This window comes from Streptococcus canis (genome assembly GCF_900636575.1).
GTDB classification, from domain to species: domain Bacteria; phylum Bacillota; class Bacilli; order Lactobacillales; family Streptococcaceae; genus Streptococcus; species Streptococcus canis.
In genome coordinates this window covers 2,010,076-2,029,644 of record NZ_LR134293.1, presented here as the reverse complement: position 1 = coordinate 2,029,644, position 19,569 = coordinate 2,010,076, and the positions used below count along the sequence as shown (strand labels likewise).

Annotated in this window: 17 protein-coding genes and 2 pseudogenes; 13 read left to right on the top strand and 6 right to left on the bottom strand. The window is 40.6% G+C overall.

The window, feature by feature from the left end:
• Positions 1-3 precede the first annotated feature (3 nt).
• Positions 4-828 (top strand): Cof-type HAD-IIB family hydrolase, encoded by an 825-nt coding sequence (locus EL097_RS10210; RefSeq protein ID WP_003047281.1) that lies wholly within the window; start codon positions 4-6, stop codon positions 826-828.
• Positions 829-1,442: 614 nt separating this feature from the next.
• Positions 1,443-2,363, top strand: a pseudogene (ftsY, locus tag EL097_RS11270) (signal recognition particle-docking protein FtsY); the annotation flags it as partial.
• Between the two features lie 53 nt (positions 2,364-2,416).
• Here the strand turns inward: ftsY and EL097_RS10200 are convergent.
• Positions 2,417-3,784: an MFS transporter gene (locus EL097_RS10200; RefSeq protein ID WP_003047287.1), complete on the bottom strand. Its 1,368-nt coding sequence runs from the start codon at positions 3,782-3,784 to the stop codon at positions 2,417-2,419.
• 328 nt (positions 3,785-4,112) lie between these two features.
• Here EL097_RS10200 and licT point away from each other — a divergent pair, with 328 nt between their 5' ends.
• From licT to EL097_RS10185, 3 genes are read left to right on the top strand one after another with little or no spacing between them, the layout of a single operon-like run.
• Positions 4,113-4,967 carry a BglG family transcription antiterminator LicT gene (gene licT / locus EL097_RS10195; RefSeq protein ID WP_003047289.1) on the top strand — a complete coding sequence of 285 codons (855 nt, stop codon included), beginning with the start codon at positions 4,113-4,115 and terminating at the stop codon, positions 4,965-4,967.
• Entirely contained in the window at positions 4,957-6,819 is a 1,863-nt protein-coding gene (locus EL097_RS10190) for a PTS beta-glucoside transporter subunit IIBCA (protein WP_099983149.1), read from the top strand. Before licT ends, EL097_RS10190 begins: the two co-directional genes overlap by 11 nt.
• 18 nt (positions 6,820-6,837) lie before the next feature.
• A complete protein-coding gene (locus tag EL097_RS10185; protein ID WP_003047295.1) occupies positions 6,838-8,262 on the top strand; it encodes a glycoside hydrolase family 1 protein in 1,425 nt (474 codons plus the stop codon).
• 97 nt (positions 8,263-8,359) lie between these two features.
• On the opposite strand, the gene EL097_RS10180 is transcribed toward EL097_RS10185, so the two are convergent.
• The 3 genes from EL097_RS10180 to EL097_RS10170 form a co-directional block, all read right to left on the bottom strand.
• A complete protein-coding gene (locus EL097_RS10180) occupies positions 8,360-9,175 on the bottom strand; it encodes a TIGR03943 family putative permease subunit (protein ID WP_003047298.1) in 816 nt (271 codons plus the stop codon).
• Positions 9,175-10,077 carry a permease gene (locus EL097_RS10175; RefSeq protein WP_003047301.1) on the bottom strand — a complete coding sequence of 301 codons (903 nt, stop codon included), beginning with the start codon at positions 10,075-10,077 and terminating at the stop codon, positions 9,175-9,177. Before EL097_RS10175 ends, EL097_RS10180 begins: the two co-directional genes overlap by 1 nt.
• A 146-nt stretch (positions 10,078-10,223) precedes the next feature.
• Entirely contained in the window at positions 10,224-10,379 is a 156-nt protein-coding gene (locus tag EL097_RS10170; protein WP_003047303.1) for an SPJ_0845 family protein, read from the bottom strand.
• Between the two features lie 276 nt (positions 10,380-10,655).
• Here EL097_RS10170 and EL097_RS10165 point away from each other — a divergent pair, with 276 nt between their 5' ends.
• From EL097_RS10165 to EL097_RS10150, 4 genes are all read left to right on the top strand, one after another.
• Entirely contained in the window at positions 10,656-11,135 is a 480-nt protein-coding gene (locus EL097_RS10165; protein ID WP_003047310.1) for a cupin domain-containing protein, read from the top strand.
• 557 nt (positions 11,136-11,692) lie between these two features.
• The gene (locus EL097_RS10160) at positions 11,693-13,825 is read left to right on the top strand and encodes a Tex family protein (protein ID WP_003047316.1); all 2,133 of its coding nucleotides are present in this window, start codon (positions 11,693-11,695) and stop codon (positions 13,823-13,825) included.
• Positions 13,812-14,249, top strand: coding sequence for a SprT family protein (locus EL097_RS10155; protein ID WP_003047318.1), 438 nt, complete (start codon positions 13,812-13,814; stop codon positions 14,247-14,249). The genes EL097_RS10160 and EL097_RS10155 overlap by 14 nt, the downstream gene beginning before the upstream one ends.
• Before the next feature lie 63 nt (positions 14,250-14,312).
• On the top strand, positions 14,313-14,582 hold the full coding sequence (locus EL097_RS10150; protein WP_003047321.1) for a PspC domain-containing protein: 270 nt from the start codon (positions 14,313-14,315) through the stop codon (positions 14,580-14,582).
• Between the two features lie 474 nt (positions 14,583-15,056).
• Here the strand turns inward: EL097_RS10150 and EL097_RS10145 are convergent.
• Positions 15,057-16,195: pseudogene (locus tag EL097_RS10145) on the bottom strand (IS110 family RNA-guided transposase).
• A gap of 274 nt (positions 16,196-16,469) precedes the next feature.
• Between EL097_RS10145 and hprK the strand changes: the two are divergent.
• From hprK to EL097_RS10125, 4 genes are read left to right on the top strand one after another with little or no spacing between them, the layout of a single operon-like run.
• Complete coding sequence (gene hprK, locus EL097_RS10140) at positions 16,470-17,402, top strand: HPr(Ser) kinase/phosphatase (RefSeq protein WP_003047328.1); 933 nt, start codon at positions 16,470-16,472, stop codon at positions 17,400-17,402.
• A complete protein-coding gene (gene lgt, locus EL097_RS10135; protein WP_003047330.1) occupies positions 17,399-18,178 on the top strand; it encodes a prolipoprotein diacylglyceryl transferase in 780 nt (259 codons plus the stop codon). Before hprK ends, lgt begins: the two co-directional genes overlap by 4 nt.
• A 21-nt stretch (positions 18,179-18,199) precedes the next feature.
• Positions 18,200-18,604: a DUF948 domain-containing protein gene (locus EL097_RS10130; RefSeq protein ID WP_003047333.1), complete on the top strand. Its 405-nt coding sequence runs from the start codon at positions 18,200-18,202 to the stop codon at positions 18,602-18,604.
• Positions 18,601-19,038 (top strand): YtxH domain-containing protein, encoded by a 438-nt coding sequence (locus tag EL097_RS10125; protein WP_003047336.1) that lies wholly within the window; start codon positions 18,601-18,603, stop codon positions 19,036-19,038. Before EL097_RS10130 ends, EL097_RS10125 begins: the two co-directional genes overlap by 4 nt.
• Positions 19,039-19,122: 84 nt before the next feature.
• On the opposite strand, the gene EL097_RS10120 is transcribed toward EL097_RS10125, so the two are convergent.
• Positions 19,123-19,407 carry a DUF3270 domain-containing protein gene (locus EL097_RS10120; protein WP_003047340.1) on the bottom strand — a complete coding sequence of 95 codons (285 nt, stop codon included), beginning with the start codon at positions 19,405-19,407 and terminating at the stop codon, positions 19,123-19,125.
• Positions 19,408-19,569: the final 162 nt, after the last annotated feature.

The window sequence follows — 19,569 nt, the reverse complement described above, 5'->3', positions numbered from 1 at the left end:
TTAATGGATATTAGAATTTTGGCGCTTGATTTAGATGGCACCCTCTACAACACTGAAAAAGTTGTCACAGATGCTAATAAAAAAGCCTTGGCAGCTGCTAGAGAAAAAGGGGTTAAGGTGGTTATTACAACAGGTCGTCCTCTAAAGGCTATTGGCAATCTGTTAGAAGAGTTGGACTTGCTTGACCATGATGACTATAGTATTACCTTTAATGGTGGCTTGGTCCAGCGAAATACAGGAGACATTTTGGACAAGAGTTCTCTCAGTTTTGACCAGGTTCGCCAGATTCAACAAGCCTTAGAGGCGGTTGGCTTACCAACAGATATTATCAGTGATGGCAATGTGTATAGCATTCCAAGTAAGGACGGCAGGCATTCGCAATACCACCTAGCCAACCCGCTGTTGACCTTTATCGAGGTGGCCTCCTTAGCTGAACTACCAAAAGACATTACCTATAACAAAATTGTGACAGTAACCGATCCGGACTTTTTGGACCAGCAGATTGCGAAGCTATCCCCAAGTTTATTTGAAGAGTTTGAGACCTTTAAATCACGGGATATTATTTTTGAAATCATGCCAAAAGGCATTGATAAGGCTTTTGGATTAAACTTGCTCTGCCAACATCTTGGTCTTGAAGCTAGACATGTCATGGCTATGGGAGATGAAGCTAACGACTTTACCATGCTGGAATGGGCAGGACTTGGAGTAGCTATGGCTAATGGTGTCGCAGGAGCTAAAGCCATTGCCAATGCTGTGACCACCTTGACCAATGACGAGTCTGGAGTTGCAGAAGCTGTGAAGAGATTTATTTTAGATGAGGAGAGCTAATGGGATTATTTGATCGTTTATTTGGGAAAAAAGAAACCTCTAAAGTTGTTGAAGACAAAGTAGAAAAAGACCTTTTAGAAAAACTAGTTGGAGAAGACGGGCTGTCAGAGAAAACCAATGAGCAAGACAAGATTGAGATGGTTCAACAAGAAGTCGTTTCTTGGGAGGATGTCGGTTCGGTGGAAAATGATTTCAAAACAGCTTCAGTAGATGCACATGTTGAGGAAGAGATGGTTGATAGTAGTGACGATTTTTTAGTTGCTGCTGATGAAAAAGAAGAACTTAATATAAGTGAACTGAGCCAAACGACTGCATCAGAGACCAAAGACGTTAGGGACCAGCCAGTTGTGGAACAGTTTCCAACGACACCAGCACAAGATGATGCCTCAAATGATTCGACGAAGGAAACAGCAGCAGACACTTCAGAAGAGCAATCCAGTAGCCAACACGTTATGGAAGACTACTATCGTCGCAAGACTGCCCTTGAAAAAAATCTTCAAGAAGCAGCGGCAACAGTGCCACTAATGCCCGAAGAAGCCTCACAGGAAAAGCAGGAATTTGCCCCAGCAGAAGCTCCTCAAGATAAGGCAACCCAAGTTACCACTCCTGAGACAGAACAAGAAAAATACAATCGTAGCCTAAAAAAAACACGGACAGGCTTGTCAGCTCGCCTAAACAGTTTTTTTGCCAATTTCAGGCGGGTGGATGAAGAGTTCTTTGAAGACCTAGAAGAAATGTTGATCCTATCAGATGTCGGTGTACATGTGGCAACAGCTCTGACTGAGCAATTGCGTTATGAAGCCAAACTTGAGAATGCTAAAAAACCAGATGCCTTAAAACGCGTGATTGTGGAAAGATTGGTGGACATCTATGAAAAAGACGGGTGTTATAATGAAGCCATTAATTATCAAGATGGCTTGACCGTTATGTTGTTTGTAGGGGTTAACGGGGTTGGTAAAACGACTTCGATTGGGAAGCTTGCTTACCGCTACAAACAAGAAGGAAAAAAAGTCATGCTAGTGGCAGCTGATACCTTCCGTGCCGGCGCTGTTGCTCAGCTAGTAGAATGGGGTCGTCGAGTAGATGTGCCAGTGATTACGGGTCCTGAAAAGGCTGACCCAGCGTCCGTTGTTTTTGACGGTGTGGAAAAAGCTGTGGCAGAAGGTGCAGATATTCTTCTGATTGATACGGCTGGTCGTCTGCAAAACAAAGAAAATCTTATGGCAGAGCTGGAAAAAATGGGTCGTATCATTAAGCGTGTGTTGCCCGATGCCCCCCATGAAACGCTCTTGGCTTTAGATGCTTCAACAGGTCAAAATGCGCTTAGCCAGGCCAAGGAATTTTCAAAAATAACACCATTGACAGGTTTGATTTTAACGAAAATTGATGGGACTGCCAAAGGTGGTGTGGTCTTGGCTATCCGTCAAGAATTAGACATCCCAGTGAAGTTCATCGGATTTGGTGAAAAAATTGATGATATTGGAGAATTCCATTCAGAAGACTTTATGAAAGGCCTTTTGGAAGGTATCTTATAACAGTAAAAACCAGTCTTGTTTTATTGAACGAGTCTGGTTTTTGGTATGTTATTTTAGGCTAATCCTTTTTTCCCTAAATGGTAAAACATAGCAAAGAAAAAGATAAAATTAAACAGAGCAAAATTAGTAAAAAGAAGATAGACAGACTGTACACCGCTTGTGAATTCTGGTTGACTATTAGCTATCAGCGATGCTAAAGCCGTTCCTAGAGCGCCAGCAAATTGCTGCATCATCTGAAAAATGGCCGTGGCATCGGCATTTTTCTCGGCAGGCAATTCTCTAATAGCTGTGGCTAGGCTATTATTAAAGCCCATGTTTCGCCCGAAAGTAAAGAGGATATACAAGAAGGTGAAGGCTCCAAGCATGAAGTGTTTGGTCTGTAAGGTCATTATCAGTAGAGACAGGCTAAAAAGAGCGTTGCCTAAATAAAGGGATAATCTGGCTCCTTTTTGATCATAAAGCTTGCCAAAAGCAGGTGCCAGCAGAGCTCCGAGTAAGGTGCCAGGTAGGAGTACCATACCAGCTTGAGAACTGTTAGCAATCTTTTCTATCACAATAAAGTTGGGTGTTAGAAAATTAATGCCTAAATTAATCAGCTGAAAGACGAAAAAGGGAATTAAACCAAAGGTCAGAGAGGGAATTTTGAGAATCCGAATATCAAGAAAGGGTTGCTTGGCTGTGAGATTCTTGTAGAGGAAGATGATTAGGCTAATGAGAAATAGTCCCAGATAAAGCCAATTGATATGTCCGCTTTCGAGGCTAGTAATGGTCAGTAAAGCAGATGTCAAGCTAACAGACAATGCCATAAAAGCAAGCCAATCAAAGGGAACCTTATCACCTGCTGGTGAATCTTCAAGGTAAAGGTAAGCAAGGATACTAGCTATTAACGGCACTGGTAAAATACCGATGAAAATCCATTGCCAGCTAAAATGACTAATCATAAAGCCGCCATAAGTAGGTCCAAAGGCAGGTGCCAGACTAATAATTAATCCGCCAAACCCCATGAAAAATCCAATCTTGTGCATAGGGACTCGCTCAAGGATGATGTTAAACATTTGTGGCATAATCATACCAGTCCCAATGCCTTGAAAAATGCGGGCTAACAACATGATTGCAAAGGACTGGGTCAGCACGGCCAAGATGGTTCCAAAGGTAAAGAGACCTGTGGCCATAAAAAAGAGGGGTCTTTCCCGCACATTTTTCTTGAGGGTAGCCGAAGTGGTCATCATAATCGCCACTGCTAGTAAATAAATAGTCGTCATCCATTGCAAGCTATTTAAGGGTAACTGATAGACTGACATCAGGGTTGGGAAGGTAACATTCATGCTGGTTTCAGATAAAATGCCTGAAAAACCAATGAGTGCTATGGCAACAATGGCCATAATCGTTTGTTTTGAAACTGTTTGATGATGATTTGACATGATAACTCCTTTATCTAATCGTTTGTTATTGTACCATAGAATCTTAAACTTGTCAGAAAGTCTCTTTTGGTAAAAGGAAGAGATAAGATTGGAAAGAGGTCTCCTTTCAGAGAATTTTTTGAAAACGCTTGACAGGAAATGAAGGAGATGATAAAATTAAAGCGTTCTCAGATGTGATTACTTTGGGTAAGCAGGCTAGAGACATAACAATCAGAATATTAAAGGATGTTATCACAACTTTGTGAGCAGGGACCTATTCGAAAAGTGCTTTTTGGGCGGCTTTTGGATGGGTCGTTTTTTATTGTGATACTAAAGGACTAGGACTTTTATGATTATTAAACGCGTTTTAAACCATAATGCGGCCATTTCGACCAACCATCAGGGTCTAGACATTTTGTTGATGGGAAAAGGTATCGCATTTAAGAAAAAAGTTGGAGATAGTATTGATGTCAACGCTATTGAAACATCATTTGTTTTAAAAAACAGCGAGAATATGAACCGATTTACGGAATTGTTTATTACGGTTCCGCCAGAGGTTGTGGCGTGTTCGGAAAGGATTATCAATTTAGGGAAAATCAAGCTAGGGAAGACGCTGGATGAGATTCTCTATATCAATTTGACGGATCATATCCATTCTGCCATCGAACGGCACGAGCAAGGGATGCTGATTCAAAATCCCTTGAGGTGGGAAATTCAGCGGTATTATCCGGATGAATATGCGATTGGGGTCAAGGCGCTCGAGCTGATTGGGCGTGATTTGGGGATTTCTCTTGCGCTTGATGAGGCGGCCTTTATTGCGACGCATTTTGTCAACGCTGGCTTGGATAATCCATTTAATGAGCCCCAGAAAATCACGGAAATTGTGTCTTCTATCGAGCAGAAAGTGAAGACGACCTTTAAGACAGAATTGGACGAGGATTCGATTGACTATTATCGTTTTATGACCCATGCCAAGCTGTTTGCACAGCGAGTCTTGTCAGGAACAACTTACGACGATGATGATGCGGATTTACTCTTGGTTGTCAAGGCAAAATATCCTAAAGCCTACCAATGTGTCAAAGAAATCGGTAAGGATATGGCACGAGACTATCATTACCAGCTAAATGCAAGTGAACAATTGTACCTAACGGTACATGTGAAACGGTTAGTGAAAAATTTAAAGGAGACTTCATATGACTTATAAAGAAACTGCCAAGGCTATTTTAGCGGCAGTTGGCGGCGAAAAAAATATTCAACAGGTGACGCACTGTGTGACGCGTCTACGTCTCGTCCTCAAAAATGATGAACTGGTAGATGACCAGACTGTCAAAGCCATTACAAATGTGATTGGCGTGATGCGCAAAAACGGCCAGTACCAAATTATCTTGGGAAATGATGTTAATAATTATTATCAAGCCTTTTTAAGCCTAGGGCATTTTGACAATCAAGATGAAGCCCACCCTTCAAAAGCAAAAGGTACTATTATTGAGTGTTTGATTGAAACCATTGCGGGAGTGATTACACCGCTGATTCCAGCCCTTCTTGGTGGCGGAATGCTGAAAGTGGTGGGCATCTTGCTTCCTATGCTTGGCTTAGCGAGTGCAGATTCTCAAACTGTTGCCTTTATTAACTTCTTTGGCGATGCGGCTTATTATTTTATGCCTGTGATGATTGCTTATTCAGCAGCAGCGCGCTTTAAGGTGACACCTGTTTTAGCAGCGACGGTCGCAGGGATTTTATTGCATCCTTCCTTTGTCGCAATGGTAGCAGAAGGTAAACCGTTGGCTCTATTTGGAGCACCAGTCACTCCGGCGAGTTATGGCTCATCTGTTATTCCGATTTTGATCATGGTTTACTTGATGCAATACATTGAAAAATGGGTCAATCGCTTAGTGCCAAGCGTGATGAAGAGCTTCTTACAGCCAACAGTAATCATTTTGGTTTCTGGCTTTTTGGCTTTAGTGGTTGTAGGTCCTCTTGGTGTGATTATTGGTCAGGGATTATCCAATACCATGCTTGCTATTTATCATGTGGCTCCGTGGTTAGCCCTAGCCATTTTAGGTGCGATTATGCCGCTTGTTGTCATGACAGGGATGCACTGGGCTTTTGCACCCATCTTTTTGGCTGCTTCGGTTGCGACACCAGACGTTTTGATTTTACCAGCCATGTTAGCTTCTAACTTGGCTCAAGGAGCAGCAGCGATTGCAGTGGCTTTCAAGGCGAAACAAAAACAAACACGTCAAGTTGCCCTTGCCGCGGGGATTTCAGCTTTACTAGCGGGGATCACGGAACCAGCACTTTATGGTGTTACACTGAAATTTAAAAAGCCGCTTTATGCAGCCATGATTTCAGGTGGTTTGGTCGGAGCTTTTATTGGTTTTGTCAATCTTGCTTCTTATACCTTTGTCGTTCCTTCTATTATCGGTTTACCACAGTACATCAACCCGGCAGGCGGGGCTAATTTTAGAAATGCTGTGATTGCTGCCGTAGCAACGATTGTATTAACCTTCATTTTGACTTGGTTCTTGGGAATTGATGAAGAGTGCCCAGAGCAAGCAAGTGGTTCAGCAGACATTTCCCAAGTTAAGAGTGGTTTGTCAACCAAACAAACTCTGTATGCTCCAATGACAGGTGAGATGCTTCCTTTGGCAGCCGTTCCTGATGAGACCTTTTCTTCCAAGTTATTAGGAGAAGGCTTCGCTATTTTGCCAAGTCAGGGAGAAGTTTATGCTCCTTTTGATGGCGAAATCATCACATTTTTCCCTACCAAACACGCTATTGTTTTGAGAAATGAAGCTGGTGTAGAAGTCTTGATTCATGTTGGTATTGATACGGTCGAGTTAAAGGGACAAGGTTTCGAGCAGTTAGTGTCTGTTGGTGATGTCGTGAAACGAGGTCAAGCACTCCTACGAATGGATACTGATTTTATTGCTTCAAAAGGCTATTCACTCATCAGTCCTGTGGTCGTGACCAATTCGGCTGAGCAGTTGGAGATTATTGTCCAAGATGATAACAAAATGGTGAGCAAAGAGGATGCTTTGTTAGTAATTTTATAACATAAAAGGAGAAGAAGAATGGGAATTTTTCCAAAGGATTTCTTATGGGGCGGCGCAGTGGCAGCCAACCAAGTGGAAGGGGCATTTGAGGCAGACGGAAAAGGTTGGTCCGTACAAGACGTCCTTCCAAACGGTGGGCTAGGAGAATGGACAGACAGTCCTACCAGCGATAATTTAAAATTAGAGGCGATTGATTTTTACCACCGCTACAAAGAAGACATTGCTCTTTTTGCCGAGATGGGCTTTAAAGTCTTTCGAACTTCCATTGCTTGGTCTCGTATTTTTCCAAACGGTGATGATGACCAGCCCAATGAAGCAGGTTTGCAATTTTATGATGATTTATTTGATGAGTTATTGAAATACGGCATTGAGCCCTTGGTGACCTTATCGCATTATGAGACACCTTTGCATTTGGCCAAGACCTATAATGGTTGGACAGATAGACGTCTAATTGGCTTTTTTGAGCGATTTGCTCAGACAGTCATGGAACGCTACAAGGGTAAAGTCAAATACTGGTTGACCTTCAACGAAGTCAACTCGATTTTGCACATGCCCTTTATCAGCGGTGGCATCATGACGGAAAAAGAACAGCTGAGCCCGCAAGATTTATACCAAGCCATCCATCATGAATTGGTAGCATCTGCTAGTGTCACAAAACTAGCGCATGAAATTAACCCTGATGTTAAAGTTGGGTGTATGATTTTGGCGATGCCTGCTTATCCAATGACCTCTGATCCGAGAGATGTGCTTGCTGCGCGTGAATTTGAAAACCTTAATCTCTTATTTTCAGATATTCATGTGAGAGGCAAGTATCCTTCATATATCAATTCGTATTTTAAAGAAAATGGGATTGAGATTGTTTTTGAAGACGGCGATAAGGAATTATTGGCGCAACATACGGTTGATTTTCTATCCTTTAGCTATTACATGAGTGTCACACAAGCCCATAATCCAGAAGAGTATGCTACTGGTGAGGGAAATATTTTAGGTGGCCTGGTCAATCCGCATTTACAATCTTCAGAATGGGGCTGGCAGATTGATCCTGTTGGTCTGCGTTTGGTCTTGAATCAGTACTATGATCGCTACCAAATTCCTTTGTTTATTGTTGAAAATGGCTTAGGGGCAAAGGATCAGCTGGTGCCAACCGCAGATGGTAGTTGGACAGTGGAAGATGATTATCGTATTGACTACATGGGGCAGCACCTCGTACAAGTTGCCAAAGCGATTGAAGATGGCGTCGAGGTCATGGGTTACACTTCTTGGGGCTGTATTGATTGTGTCTCTATGTCAACAGCCCAATTAAGCAAGCGTTATGGCCTGATATACGTTGACCGAGATGATGATGGTACTGGTCAACTCACACGCTATAAGAAAAAATCGTTTGATTGGTATCGACAGGTCATTCAAACCAATGGACGTTGTCTCGAGGATGATGTTTCCTAAATTGGTTCTGCCTAACAGGAGACTCTGGTCGTATGCTAACTGAGAAAATTCAAAAACCAGTTGTTTTGATAAAAAACAGCTGGTTTTTTGTTAATGTCTAAAAAACGCGGTAAACATAAGGGTTATCAGGTTCTTGAACTTGATGAACCTCGGCAATTTGAAGAACAGGTAAATTTTGTTCCAACTTGCTGTCATATTCCATATGAAGGCGACCTTTAACCGTTAGCCATGTGTTGTTAGGATAGTTGGTTTGACTACCTGTGGTCAGAAGTCCGTATACCCCTGAATCGGCAATACAGTGAATAATGCCAAAACGGAAAAGAAATTGGTAGCTATCGTGTCCAGGTTCATTGTAAACAAAACCAGTATACTGAATGTCACGATCAACAAACTCATCAGGATAGAGATAGATTAACTCCATCACTTCCATATAATTTTCAGTGGTAATGGTGACAGGTTTCTTACCTTTATATTTATTGAGTTCTTGGCGCATCTCTTTTTGATAGGCAGATTTTGTAAAATAAAGGCTGGTATCAGGTTTGAGGTATTGAATGGTGGTACCGTCATCACTGACGCCTGTTTTAGAGGCTCCCGCAGCCAATGGGAAAGTGTAGCCTTTAGCAGAAACCGTGGTGGAATCTAAGGTCACGGTCGGCACAAGGAGACCAACCAAGACAGGAAAGACCAAGATAAAAGGACTCGTCAGCTTTGCGATTTTTCCTGTTAAATGGCTGTGCACCTTAATATTTTTCATCCAGGTATAGAGTTGAACAAGAGCTAAAATGAAAGATAAAACCATGGAAATATAAGCAAGGTAAGAATAGCGTACATTGATGTATTGATCCAATTTTCCAGATAATTGGAGGTACATGGTTAATTCAAAATAGCCAGCTAAAATTAAAAAACGAATCATTAGAGCACCCCCACAAGTAAACAATAAACAGTAATCATAATGACGGATACACCGATAAATTGGACAATGAAACGTCCTTTAAAAGCCTTTAACATCATCATCAGGTTTTTAATATCCACCATAGGACCAATCAAGAGGAAGGCAAGGACAGGAGCCACTCCAAAGGTTGATAATAAGGAAGCTCCGATAAAGGCATCGGCTTCACTACATAATGATAGAATGAATGCCATGAGCATCATGATCACAATAGCTGTTAAGGGACTATGCCCAATCGTTGTTAGCACACGGGTTGGGACATAAATTTGCATGGCAGAGGCAATCAAGGTCCCAAACACCAAGTACCTGCCGGTATCGAAAAACTCATCAATGGCATGAACCAAGGCTAGGTAAATACGCTTGGGCAAGCTTTCATGAGAATAATCATGAAAATGAACAGGTTGAGCATTCTCCTTGAGAATGTTGTCATCTACGACAAAAGCTAACATAATCCCAAGTGAAATGGCTACCAAGATAGCGCCGACCAAGCGAAGCATCAGAAAGCGCAAAGAATTCCCAAAAGCAGAATAGGTTGCAAATAAGACAATGGGATTAATAATAGGAGCCGTCGCCAGAAAGGGCACAGCTGTGTAACTAGGGACCCTTTTTTCTAAAAAGCGGTTAATAATTGGGATAATCCCACATTCGCATGAAGGAAACACAAAACCGACAAAGGTTCCAAATAGGATGCGCAAGAATTTTTGTTTGGGAAGGTATTTTTGAACTAAGTCTGGTGTTACAAAAACTTCAATACAACCCGATAGAATAGTTCCCAAGAGTACAAAAGGCAGCGCTTCAATGATAATGGATAGGAAAATCGCAAACCATTGTAAGACACTAGGGGGAAGAGATGAAAAAAGAGACATTCACCATTTCCTTTCTAGATGATAAAAGAGGAGGCTGGGACATTAATGCTCAGCCTCGATTGATCAGGTTTATTAGCCTAGTCGCTAAAAGATTCCATATTCAGTTTAGGCGAATGGACGAGGTGTGTTCAGAAGAGACAAGATTGTTAGGATTTATCTGTCTTGGTCTGGTCAGTGACCTTTTCTTTGGAAAGTAATTTTCCATCACTCGTAATGTCGAGTGGCTTATCAAAGCTAGGAATTGACGCAAAACCTGCTAGCATTTTTTCAAGTTCATCATTTTTTTTATGGGTAATTGCCATGATTATGACCTTCTTTCATTCAAGATAAGTCTATTATACTATCATTTGAGAACAATGCCAAAGCTGAAGTGTTTTTTGACCATTTGTTTGCATTGTTAACGTTAGGATAGTTATAGGCTGAGGGTGTAGGTTAGGATAGGATAGTTATGTGATTGTGAAGAAAGAAATGACAAAGATACCATCTTTTGCAACGATGGGAGAAGTGGTCAGAAATTTTGAAGAAGAGGTTCTAGCTTTTATGATAAAATAGAACAAATAAGTAGAAGGAGTGCAATCATGATAACAAAAGAAGACTGGATAAGAACGCTAGAGTTAGCTCCCCATGTTGAAGGTGGCTATTTTAGACAAACAGAAAAAGCTCAAGAAACTATGGGTCTCAATGGTAAGGAAAGAGCGCTTTATACTAGTATTTATTTTCTGTTAGAAGAGGCCAATCCCTCTCATTTTCACCGTTTGACAGCAGATGAAATCTGGTATTTTCATGCTGGTGCCCCCTTGACTGTCCACATGATTACCCCAGATGGAAACTACCGTAGGGTTTCCTTAGGGTTAGATTTGGCTAAGGGGCAGCAGCTTCATTATTGTGTTCCCAAAGGAACCATTTTTGGATCAACGGTAGACAATGGCTATGCACTTGTTTCATGTCTGGTCGCCCCAGGGTTTGAATTTGAGGATTTTGAGTTGTTTGCAAGGGCAGACTTACTAGCGCTCTACCCAGAACACAAGACTATTATTGAGCGTTTGACCAGAGACTAGTCTTTGAAAGTCAGACTTGCTTGGTTTTATCAACATTAGAATTTCAGACAAGTGTGTTATAATGTGCCCAATAGGAGATAAACAATGATAAAACAGGTCTTATTAGTGGATGATGAAGAACATATTCTCAGATGACTTGATTACCATGCGAAGAACAGTTCCACCGAATGGGCAAATTATCGCTCAGCATGTTGGCAAATTTATGAGTTGTCTTTCCTTTGCACCAAGCCTTAAAAGTTATTAGTATTGCTCAGAAAAACGTAGTGTTAATGATACAATATCGATTAATGCAGTACGATGGGGAATAAAAGTGCATGTTCTTAACTTATTAACAGAGTTTAAAGAAGAGGTAGGTGACAGCGGTTTTCAATTTTATCAGAGACAGTTCCGATCTGAAGTAGGTAACGCTAGAACAGAGGCTCAAGTTAATGAGCTCTATGCTGAGTTTAGAAAAGAGTGAGAACAATTACGTGATAGTTGTTAGTAATGTCACTTAACGACTCTTTTCAGATACTATTTCTTTGAAGTCATAGCTTTATGTTATAATAAATACTGTTATGGAAAATAAAACGAATTACAAAATTGCAGAGGCTTTGTCTATTAGCCTCAACCAAATTGAGCAGGTGTTGGCTTTAACAGCAGAAGGCAATACCATTCCCTTTATTGCACGTTACCGTAAAGAAGTAACGGGGAATTTAGATGAAGTGGTGATTAAGTCTATTATTGATATGGATAAGTCTCTTACCACACTGAATGAGCGCAAAGCGACTATTTTGGCTAGAATTGAAGAACAGGGAAAACTTACCGATCAATTAAGAACTAGTATTGAAGCAACTGAGAAACTCGCTGATTTGGAAGAATTGTACCTGCCTTACAAGGAAAAGCGCCGTACAAAGGCGACGATTGCGCGTGAAGCGGGCTTGTTTCCATTGGCACGTTTGATTTTACAAAATGCTCAAAATCTTGAAAAGGCAGCAGAACCCTTTGTCACAGAAGGATTTGCTACCCCACAAGAAGCTCTAGCAGGAGCTGTCGCTATTCTAGTGGAAGCCATGTCAGAAGATGCTAAATTACGCTCTTGGACCTACAATGAGATTTGGCAATACAGCCGCTTAGTATCCACTGTCAAAGATGAGCAGCTTGATGAGAAAAAGGTTTTCCAAATCTATTATGATTTTTCTGACCAAGTGTCTAACATGCAGGGATACCGTACATTAGCCCTTAACCGTGGCGAAAAGTTAGGTGTTTTAAAAGTATCTTTTGAGCATCATTTGGAGAAAATGCAACGCTTTTTCAGTGTGCGCTTCAAAGAAACCAATCCTTATATTGAGGACGTCATTAACCAAACCATCAAAAAGAAAATTGTACCAGCTATGGAGAGGCGGATTCGCACTGAGCTCAGTGATGCCGCAGAAGATGGAGCCATCCACCTTTTTTCTGAAAACCTTCGTCATCTTTTGTTAGTATCTCCTTTAAAAGGGAAAATGGTTCTTGGGTTTGACCCTGCCTTCCGAACAGGCGCTAAGTTGGCCGTCGTGGATCAGACTGGAAAATTGTTGACCACCCAGGTTATTTATCCAGTAGCACCAGCTAGTCAGTCGAAGATCCAAACAGCCAAAGAAACACTGGCTCAACTTATTAAGACTTATCAAGTTGATATTATTGCTATTGGAAACGGAACAGCCAGTCGAGAAAGCGAAGCCTTCGTAGCTGAAGTTTTGAAAGATTTCCCTGACACTTCCTATGTCATTGTTAATGAAAGCGGTGCTTCCGTTTATTCAGCATCAGAGTTAGCGCGTCATGAGTTTCCAGACCTAACAGTGGAAAAGCGCTCCGCTATTTCTATTGCTCGCCGTCTGCAAGACCCACTCGCAGAATTGGTCAAAATTGACCCCAAATCAATTGGTGTCGGTCAGTACCAGCATGATGTTAGCCAGAAAAAACTGAGTGAGAATCTTGATTTTGTTGTGGATATGGTGGTTAACCAAGTCGGTGTTAATGTGAACACGGCTAGCCCATCTTTGTTAGCTCATGTGTCTGGCTTAAACAAGACTATTTCAGAAAATATTGTCAAATATCGTGAAGAAAATGGGGCGATTAGTTCACGCGCTGATATTAAAAAAGTCCCTCGTTTGGGGGCTAAGGCGTTTGAGCAAGCAGCAGGTTTCCTCCGTGTTCCAGAATCCCAAAATATTTTGGACAACACAGGAGTTCACCCCGAATCCTATCCTGCAGTCAAAAAGCTCTTCAAGGTACTTGATATTCATGACTTGGACGAAGCTGCTAAAGCAAAACTGACTGCTGTTAAAATTCCTCAAATGGCAGAAACCTTGGCGATTGGTCAGGTGACGCTCAAGGATATTCTTGCAGACCTCCTCAAGCCAGGTCGTGATTTGCGTGATGATTTTGAAGCACCGATCTTGCGTCAAGATATTCTTGATTTGAAAGATTTAGCTATTGGTCAAAAACTAGAAGGAACCGTGAGAAATGTGGTTGACTTTGGAGCTTTTGTGGATATTGGTGTTCATGAAGATGGGCTTATTCACATTTCTGAAATGAGTGAGACCTTTGTCAACCACCCTAGTCAAGTCGTTTCGGTGGGGGACTTGGTAACTGTTTGGGTATCTAAGATTGACTTGGACCGCCACAAAGTTAATCTCAGTCTCTTGCCGCCGCGTGACACTCACTAAGTATGTCCAAAAAGTTTCCCTAGCTGATTTTGGCAAACCTTTTACCCACAAGGCTTATTGGAACAAGCGCTTAAAGACAACTGGCGGTCGCTTTTTTCCAAAAGATGGTCATTTAGACTTTAACCCCAGAATACTTGAGGAGCAAGGTGAGTTTATTTTTCGGAAAATTGTTCGTCATGAGCTCTGCCATTACCATCTTTATTTTGCAGGTAAAGGTTATCAGCATAGGGATAAGGATTTTAAAGACCTGTTAGCCCAAGTAGACGGACTGCGCTATGTTCCAATGAGCTCTAAACCACAGGTTAAGTATTACTATGCCTGCCAAGCCTGTGGGCAGATTTATTCAATAAAAAGGCGTATCAATCTGGCTAAATATGTTTGTGGCAACTGTCGTGGAAAACTTATTGAAAAAAATCAGTCGTAGGGCTGATTTTATTTTGCGAAAAAACAAGTAAACTAGTATCATAGAATGAGGAGGTAAGGAAACGTGGAAACTAAATTTTATAAACAACGCAAACATCGTTTAGTGGCAGGTGTTGTTGCCGGTCTAGCAGATAAATATGGTTGGGACCTTGCTCTGGCGCGTGTTTTAGCAGCCCTTCTCATTTATGGCACTGGCTTTGGACTTTTGCTTTATATTTTATTAGCCATCTTCCTGCCTTACAAAGAAGATCTGCTTGAAGAACGTTATGGCCTAGGCCCTCGTCGTCGCAAAGATGCGGATGTTTTAAATGAAGAAGACGGCTGGTTTTGGTAAACAAATGAGAAGCCTTTGAGGATTAACAGGAACTTGAAGGTCTTCTCAGTAATGGAATGTTTTGGAATCTCCTAAAATAAAGCTATGTTAAAGGCCTTTATCTGTTAAGATGGGGCTTTTTTGGTAGTCCTAAGACAGTTATTTTCTCATAATAGCCAAAGAAACCTGAGCCTGGAAAGTATTTTTAACCTCATTTTCTTTAGTTTGGTAGTACAAAATGGGGTATTTGTAAGGGCCTAGATAGTGATTTGTGTTATAATATTGAAAAAAGGAGACATTCTATATAAAAAGTCAAGAGAAAATTCTACAAAATAAAAAAACACCCCCACTGCGATAAACTTGAATGCAAGTTACTCAATCGTCTGGAGGATGCACTTATTATTTTACACCTTTTCGTCTAAAAGCTCAATTTTAGACACGCAAAAAATCTTGCCCTTGAGCAAGTTTTAAAAATCATTCTTGATTTCTGTATTTTTATCTTAGTTTAGCCTCATCAAAGGTTTGATTGGTTTTGAGGAGATGATAAATGACACGAATAAGCTTCTTGGCAATAAGTGTCACAGCCACATTATAGTGTTTGCCGTAACTGATTTTTAGCTTTAAATAGGTTTTAAAATGCGGTGAGTAAATGGAGATGAGTTTGGCAGCTTGTATTAGGGCATACCTTAGATAAGAGGAGCCTCGTTTTACCATATGACCGGTATTATCCAACTGTCCTGATTGGTAAATAGCAGGGTCTAATCCAGCGAAAGCTTGAAGCTGGTTTGGATTCTTGAAATTATAGATAGTCTTAATTTCAGCTAGGATAATAGCACCAAGACGACTTCCGATTCCAGAAATAGAGGTGATAGGAGAATCTAATCCAGTCATCAATCGGTTAATTTCTTCTTGAGTTTGATTAATCTGTTTATCATAGTGTTGAATACTTTCAATTAACTGCACTAGCTCTAGGGATAAAGCTGACGAAGCATTACCAATCGTTTGTTTGGCTGCTTCTTGTATCTGATGCGCTTTATCAGCGGTTAGCCGTTTGATTTTAAGTAACGATGAGACTCTAGCACGAGCTATCTTTTGAGCAGAAGGGTACTTAGTCAATAACTCATAGACAAAATGACTATGAAGATTACTAACGTAGCTATTAATCTCAGGAAAGATAATGTCAAGTAATCGGATATATAAGTTCTTGCATTTAGAGCGTGACTGAATTAAACGGTTTTGATAGCGTGTGAGTTCTTTTAACTCATCCATTACTTTATCTGTCTGATAATATTCAGGAGTAACATCAGACCGTAATTTACGAGCTTATCTGTTTTGATTTTCCTTAGAGACTGAGATTTGGCAAATTGTTTGATAATAAAAGGGTTGTAAGCGAAAACGGTATATCCTAACTCTCTTAAGAAAGCAACAATATTATAGTTATAGTGTCCTGTGCTTTCAAGTGCTATATGGATATCTTGTGTGATAGGAGAGAGCTGTTTTAGTTTAAGTTTAAGCTGATGAAAGCCTTGATAAGAATTGGCGAATCTGAAGTTAGTTATCACTGTTTCTCCAGTTTCATTGATATAGGCTAAATCGTGTTTGGTTTTGGCAATATCAATACCAACATAGAACATAAGTTTCTGATTCCTTTCCAAGTGATTAGCAGCTGTTGTTCGTTCCACGCACTCTTTGTCTTGTATTCTTACACGAATAAAACGTCCAAGCGTTATCATTCTCATTACCAATAAAACAAAGAGCTGTGGTTAGAGTCTCCTTTAAATCGTCAAAGCGATTAAAACATGGTACTAATCCACAGCGCTGAACTAAGTATAAAACAAATCTAAAAAATAATTAAAGAAAGGGTTTATACTAGCGGGAGCTATCCACTAATATAAATATAAGAAAAATATGACTGTTACTGTAAGGATGTTAGTTAAAAAAGTCAAACTGGATGTCGTTTACGCCACGGATGACTTGTTAGAGAAAGAAATAACAACATCAGATATTTCACGTCCTGGTCTTGAAATGACTGGTTATTTTGATTACTATGCTCCAGAAAGGTTACAACTTTTTGGCATGAAAGAGTGGTCCTATCTTACTCAAATGACTTCTCATAATCGTTATTCTGTTTTGAAAGAGATGTTTAAAAAAGCTACTCCAGCTGTTATTGTTTCTAGAGCCTTGGTGATTCCTGAGGAAATGATTCAAGCTGCAAAAGAAGAAGGCATTTCTCTATTGAGCAGTCGGGTTTCGACTAGCCGCTTAGCTGGTGAAATGTCCTATTTCCTCGATGCTTCTTTGGCCGAACGTACTAGTGTTCATGGTGTGTTAATGGACATCTATGGTATGGGGGTTCTGATTCAAGGGGATTCTGGGATTGGTAAAAGTGAAACGGGTTTGGAATTGGTCAAGCGTGGGCATCGTCTGGTTGCAGATGATCGTGTGGATGTCTATGCCAAAGATGAAGAGACCCTCTGGGGAGAGCCAGCAGAAATCTTACGCCACTTGCTTGAAATTCGTGGAGTAGGGATTATTGATGTTATGTCACTTTATGGAGCTAGTGCCGTGAAGGATTCGTCACAAGTTCAGTTGGCAATTTACCTTGAAAACTTTGAAGCTGGTAAAGTCTTTGACCGACTTGGAAATGGCAATGAGGAAATCACTTTCTCAGGTGTCTGCATTCCTCGTATTCGTATTCCAGTTAAGACAGGTCGTAACGTTTCAGTGGTTATCGAGGCTGCTGCCATGAATCATCGAGCTAAGGAAATGGGATTTGATGCGACCAAGACCTTTGAAGATCGGCTGACTCAGTTAATTAACAAGAATGAGGCAAGCCGATGATTAATCCGATTGCTTTACAACTTGGTCCACTAGCTATCCATTGGTACGCTCTATGCATCTTGTCAGGACTTGTTTTGGCGGTTTACCTCGCATCAAAAGAAGCGCCAAGAAAAGGCATGACAACGGATGATATTTTAGATTTTATTCTAATTGCTTTTCCACTAGCTATTATTGGAGCTAGGCTCTACTATGTTATCTTTGAGTGGTCCTATTATGCACACCACTTAGATGAAATTATTGCCATTTGGAATGGGGGGATTGCCATTTATGGTGGTCTCATCACAGGAGCACTTGTACTTTTGGTTTATTGCTATTACAAGGTACTCAATCCCATTCATTTTCTAGATATTGCCGCACCAGGTGTCATGATTGCACAAGCTATTGGCCGTTGGGGAAATTTTATTAACCAAGAAGCCTATGGCAAAGCCGTGAGCCAGCTTAATTATCTGCCAAGTTTTATTCAAAAGCAGATGTTTATTGAGGGAAGCTACCGCATTCCGACCTTTCTCTATGAATCGCTTTGGAATCTTTTGGGATTTGTCATTATTATAATTTGGCGTCGCAAGCCAAAAAGTCTATTAGATGGGGAAATCTTTGCATTTTATCTGATTTGGTATGGTTGCGGACGGCTGGTCATCGAGGGAATGCGAACAGATAGTCTCATGTTCCTAGGTGTTCGTGTTTCTCAATATGTCTCTGTTTTATTAATTATTATTGGTCTTATCTTCGTCATTAAAAGACGTCGTCAAAAGGGAATTCCTTATTATCAAGAATAGGGATAGAAAGAGGAGAAACTTATGGATTTAGTTGGAATCTCATTAATTATTATTGCATTAGCCTTTGTTGCTTTGGTTGTTTTTTTGATTATCGTCTTGAAGAAGGTCTCTGAAACAGTTGATGAAGCCAAAAAAACCATCTCTGTGTTGACCAGTGATGTTAACGTGACTCTCTATCAAACTAACGAAATCTTGGCCAAAGCCAATGTTCTTGTTGAAGATGTTAATGGCAAGGTCGCTACCATTGATCCTCTATTTGTTGCTATTGCAGATTTGTCTGAAAGCGTCTCGGATTTAAACCTGCAAGCAAGACATTTAGGACAAAAAGCAGGCAATGCCACAAGCAATGTGTCAAAAGCTGGCAAAGTTGCCTTGGTTGGTAAAATGGCATCAAAAGTATTTGGTAAAAAAGGAGAAAAAGCATGAGTAAATTGTTCAAAACACTAATTGTTGGCGCTGCTTCTGGAGCAGCAGCAGCTTACTTTTTATCAACAGAAAAAGGCAAGGCTTTGAAAACCCGTGCTGAAAAAGCTTATCAAGCTTATAAAGAAAATCCAGATGATTATCATCAATTCGCAAAAGAAAAAGGCAGTGAGTACAGCCACTTGGCGCGTGATACCTTCTATGATGTGAAAGATAAGTTAGTCACTGGAGAGCTAACTAAAGAGGAAATTCTGGGCTTACTTAAAGACAAAACCACAGCCTTTGTCCAAAAAACAAAAGAAACACTGGCTGATATTGACGCAAAAGAAAATCCAGATGATGTTATTATTGACTTGAATGAAGAGGATATTATTATCGACTATACTGAGCTCAATGATCAAGCAAGTGAAGCCGAAACGTCACAAAACCAATCCTAAAAAACCAAAGATTGAGGAAATTGATTTCTTCAATCTTTCTTTTTTGACAAAAAGAAAAGGCCAAGCAAGGCTTGACTCTGAAAGTTACATTAGGAGTGATTTGATGCCTTTGGCTAATAAGGAAGTGATCCCTAAGCTGATAAGGCTGGCAAATAGGAAAGCCAAAACCGGTGCTAAGTTCATCACGAGCAGGACAAATGCAAATAAAACAGTAATAAGGCTAAAGCAAGCAATACGGGCAAAGAATACTAATTCTTTCAATTTAGCACTTTGACCATTAAACTCTTGAAAATCCTGGAATTTACCTTGGGCTTCCTGATAGGCATCATCTTGCTCAAATGTGTCATGCTTCTTTAACGGTGTAGGCATAGTCCTCTCCTTTCCTTCAGATACTAGGCTATTCTACCACAAAAGTCCTTTTTTGTCATCTTTTTTTTTAAAATGAAAAATCCAATAATGACTATGGTCTCACAAAGGATCCAATCAATCGAAGTTAATCAGAAATTGGGAGATTTTGCAAGAAATATGCTT

Coding starts and splice junctions, on each gene's coding strand:
- EL097_RS10180 (WP_003047298.1), bottom strand. CDS start 9,175: ATGATTCGTTTTTTAATTTTAGCTGGCTATTTTGAATTAACCATGTAC.
- EL097_RS10200 (WP_003047287.1), bottom strand. CDS start 3,784: ATGTCAAATCATCATCAAACAGTTTCAAAACAAACGATTATGGCCATT.
- EL097_RS10120 (WP_003047340.1), bottom strand. CDS start 19,407: ATGCCTACACCGTTAAAGAAGCATGACACATTTGAGCAAGATGATGCC.
- licT (WP_003047289.1), top strand. CDS start 4,113: ATGATTATTAAACGCGTTTTAAACCATAATGCGGCCATTTCGACCAAC.
- EL097_RS10130 (WP_003047333.1), top strand. CDS start 18,200: ATGGATTTAGTTGGAATCTCATTAATTATTATTGCATTAGCCTTTGTT.
- EL097_RS10190 (WP_099983149.1), top strand. CDS start 4,957: ATGACTTATAAAGAAACTGCCAAGGCTATTTTAGCGGCAGTTGGCGGC.
- EL097_RS10165 (WP_003047310.1), top strand. CDS start 10,656: ATGATAACAAAAGAAGACTGGATAAGAACGCTAGAGTTAGCTCCCCAT.
- hprK (WP_003047328.1), top strand. CDS start 16,470: ATGACTGTTACTGTAAGGATGTTAGTTAAAAAAGTCAAACTGGATGTC.
- EL097_RS10125 (WP_003047336.1), top strand. CDS start 18,601: ATGAGTAAATTGTTCAAAACACTAATTGTTGGCGCTGCTTCTGGAGCA.
- EL097_RS10160 (WP_003047316.1), top strand. CDS start 11,693: ATGGAAAATAAAACGAATTACAAAATTGCAGAGGCTTTGTCTATTAGC.
- EL097_RS10170 (WP_003047303.1), bottom strand. CDS start 10,379: ATGGCAATTACCCATAAAAAAAATGATGAACTTGAAAAAATGCTAGCA.
- EL097_RS10175 (WP_003047301.1), bottom strand. CDS start 10,077: ATGTCTCTTTTTTCATCTCTTCCCCCTAGTGTCTTACAATGGTTTGCG.
- EL097_RS10185 (WP_003047295.1), top strand. CDS start 6,838: ATGGGAATTTTTCCAAAGGATTTCTTATGGGGCGGCGCAGTGGCAGCC.
- EL097_RS10210 (WP_003047281.1), top strand. CDS start 4: ATGGATATTAGAATTTTGGCGCTTGATTTAGATGGCACCCTCTACAAC.
- lgt (WP_003047330.1), top strand. CDS start 17,399: ATGATTAATCCGATTGCTTTACAACTTGGTCCACTAGCTATCCATTGG.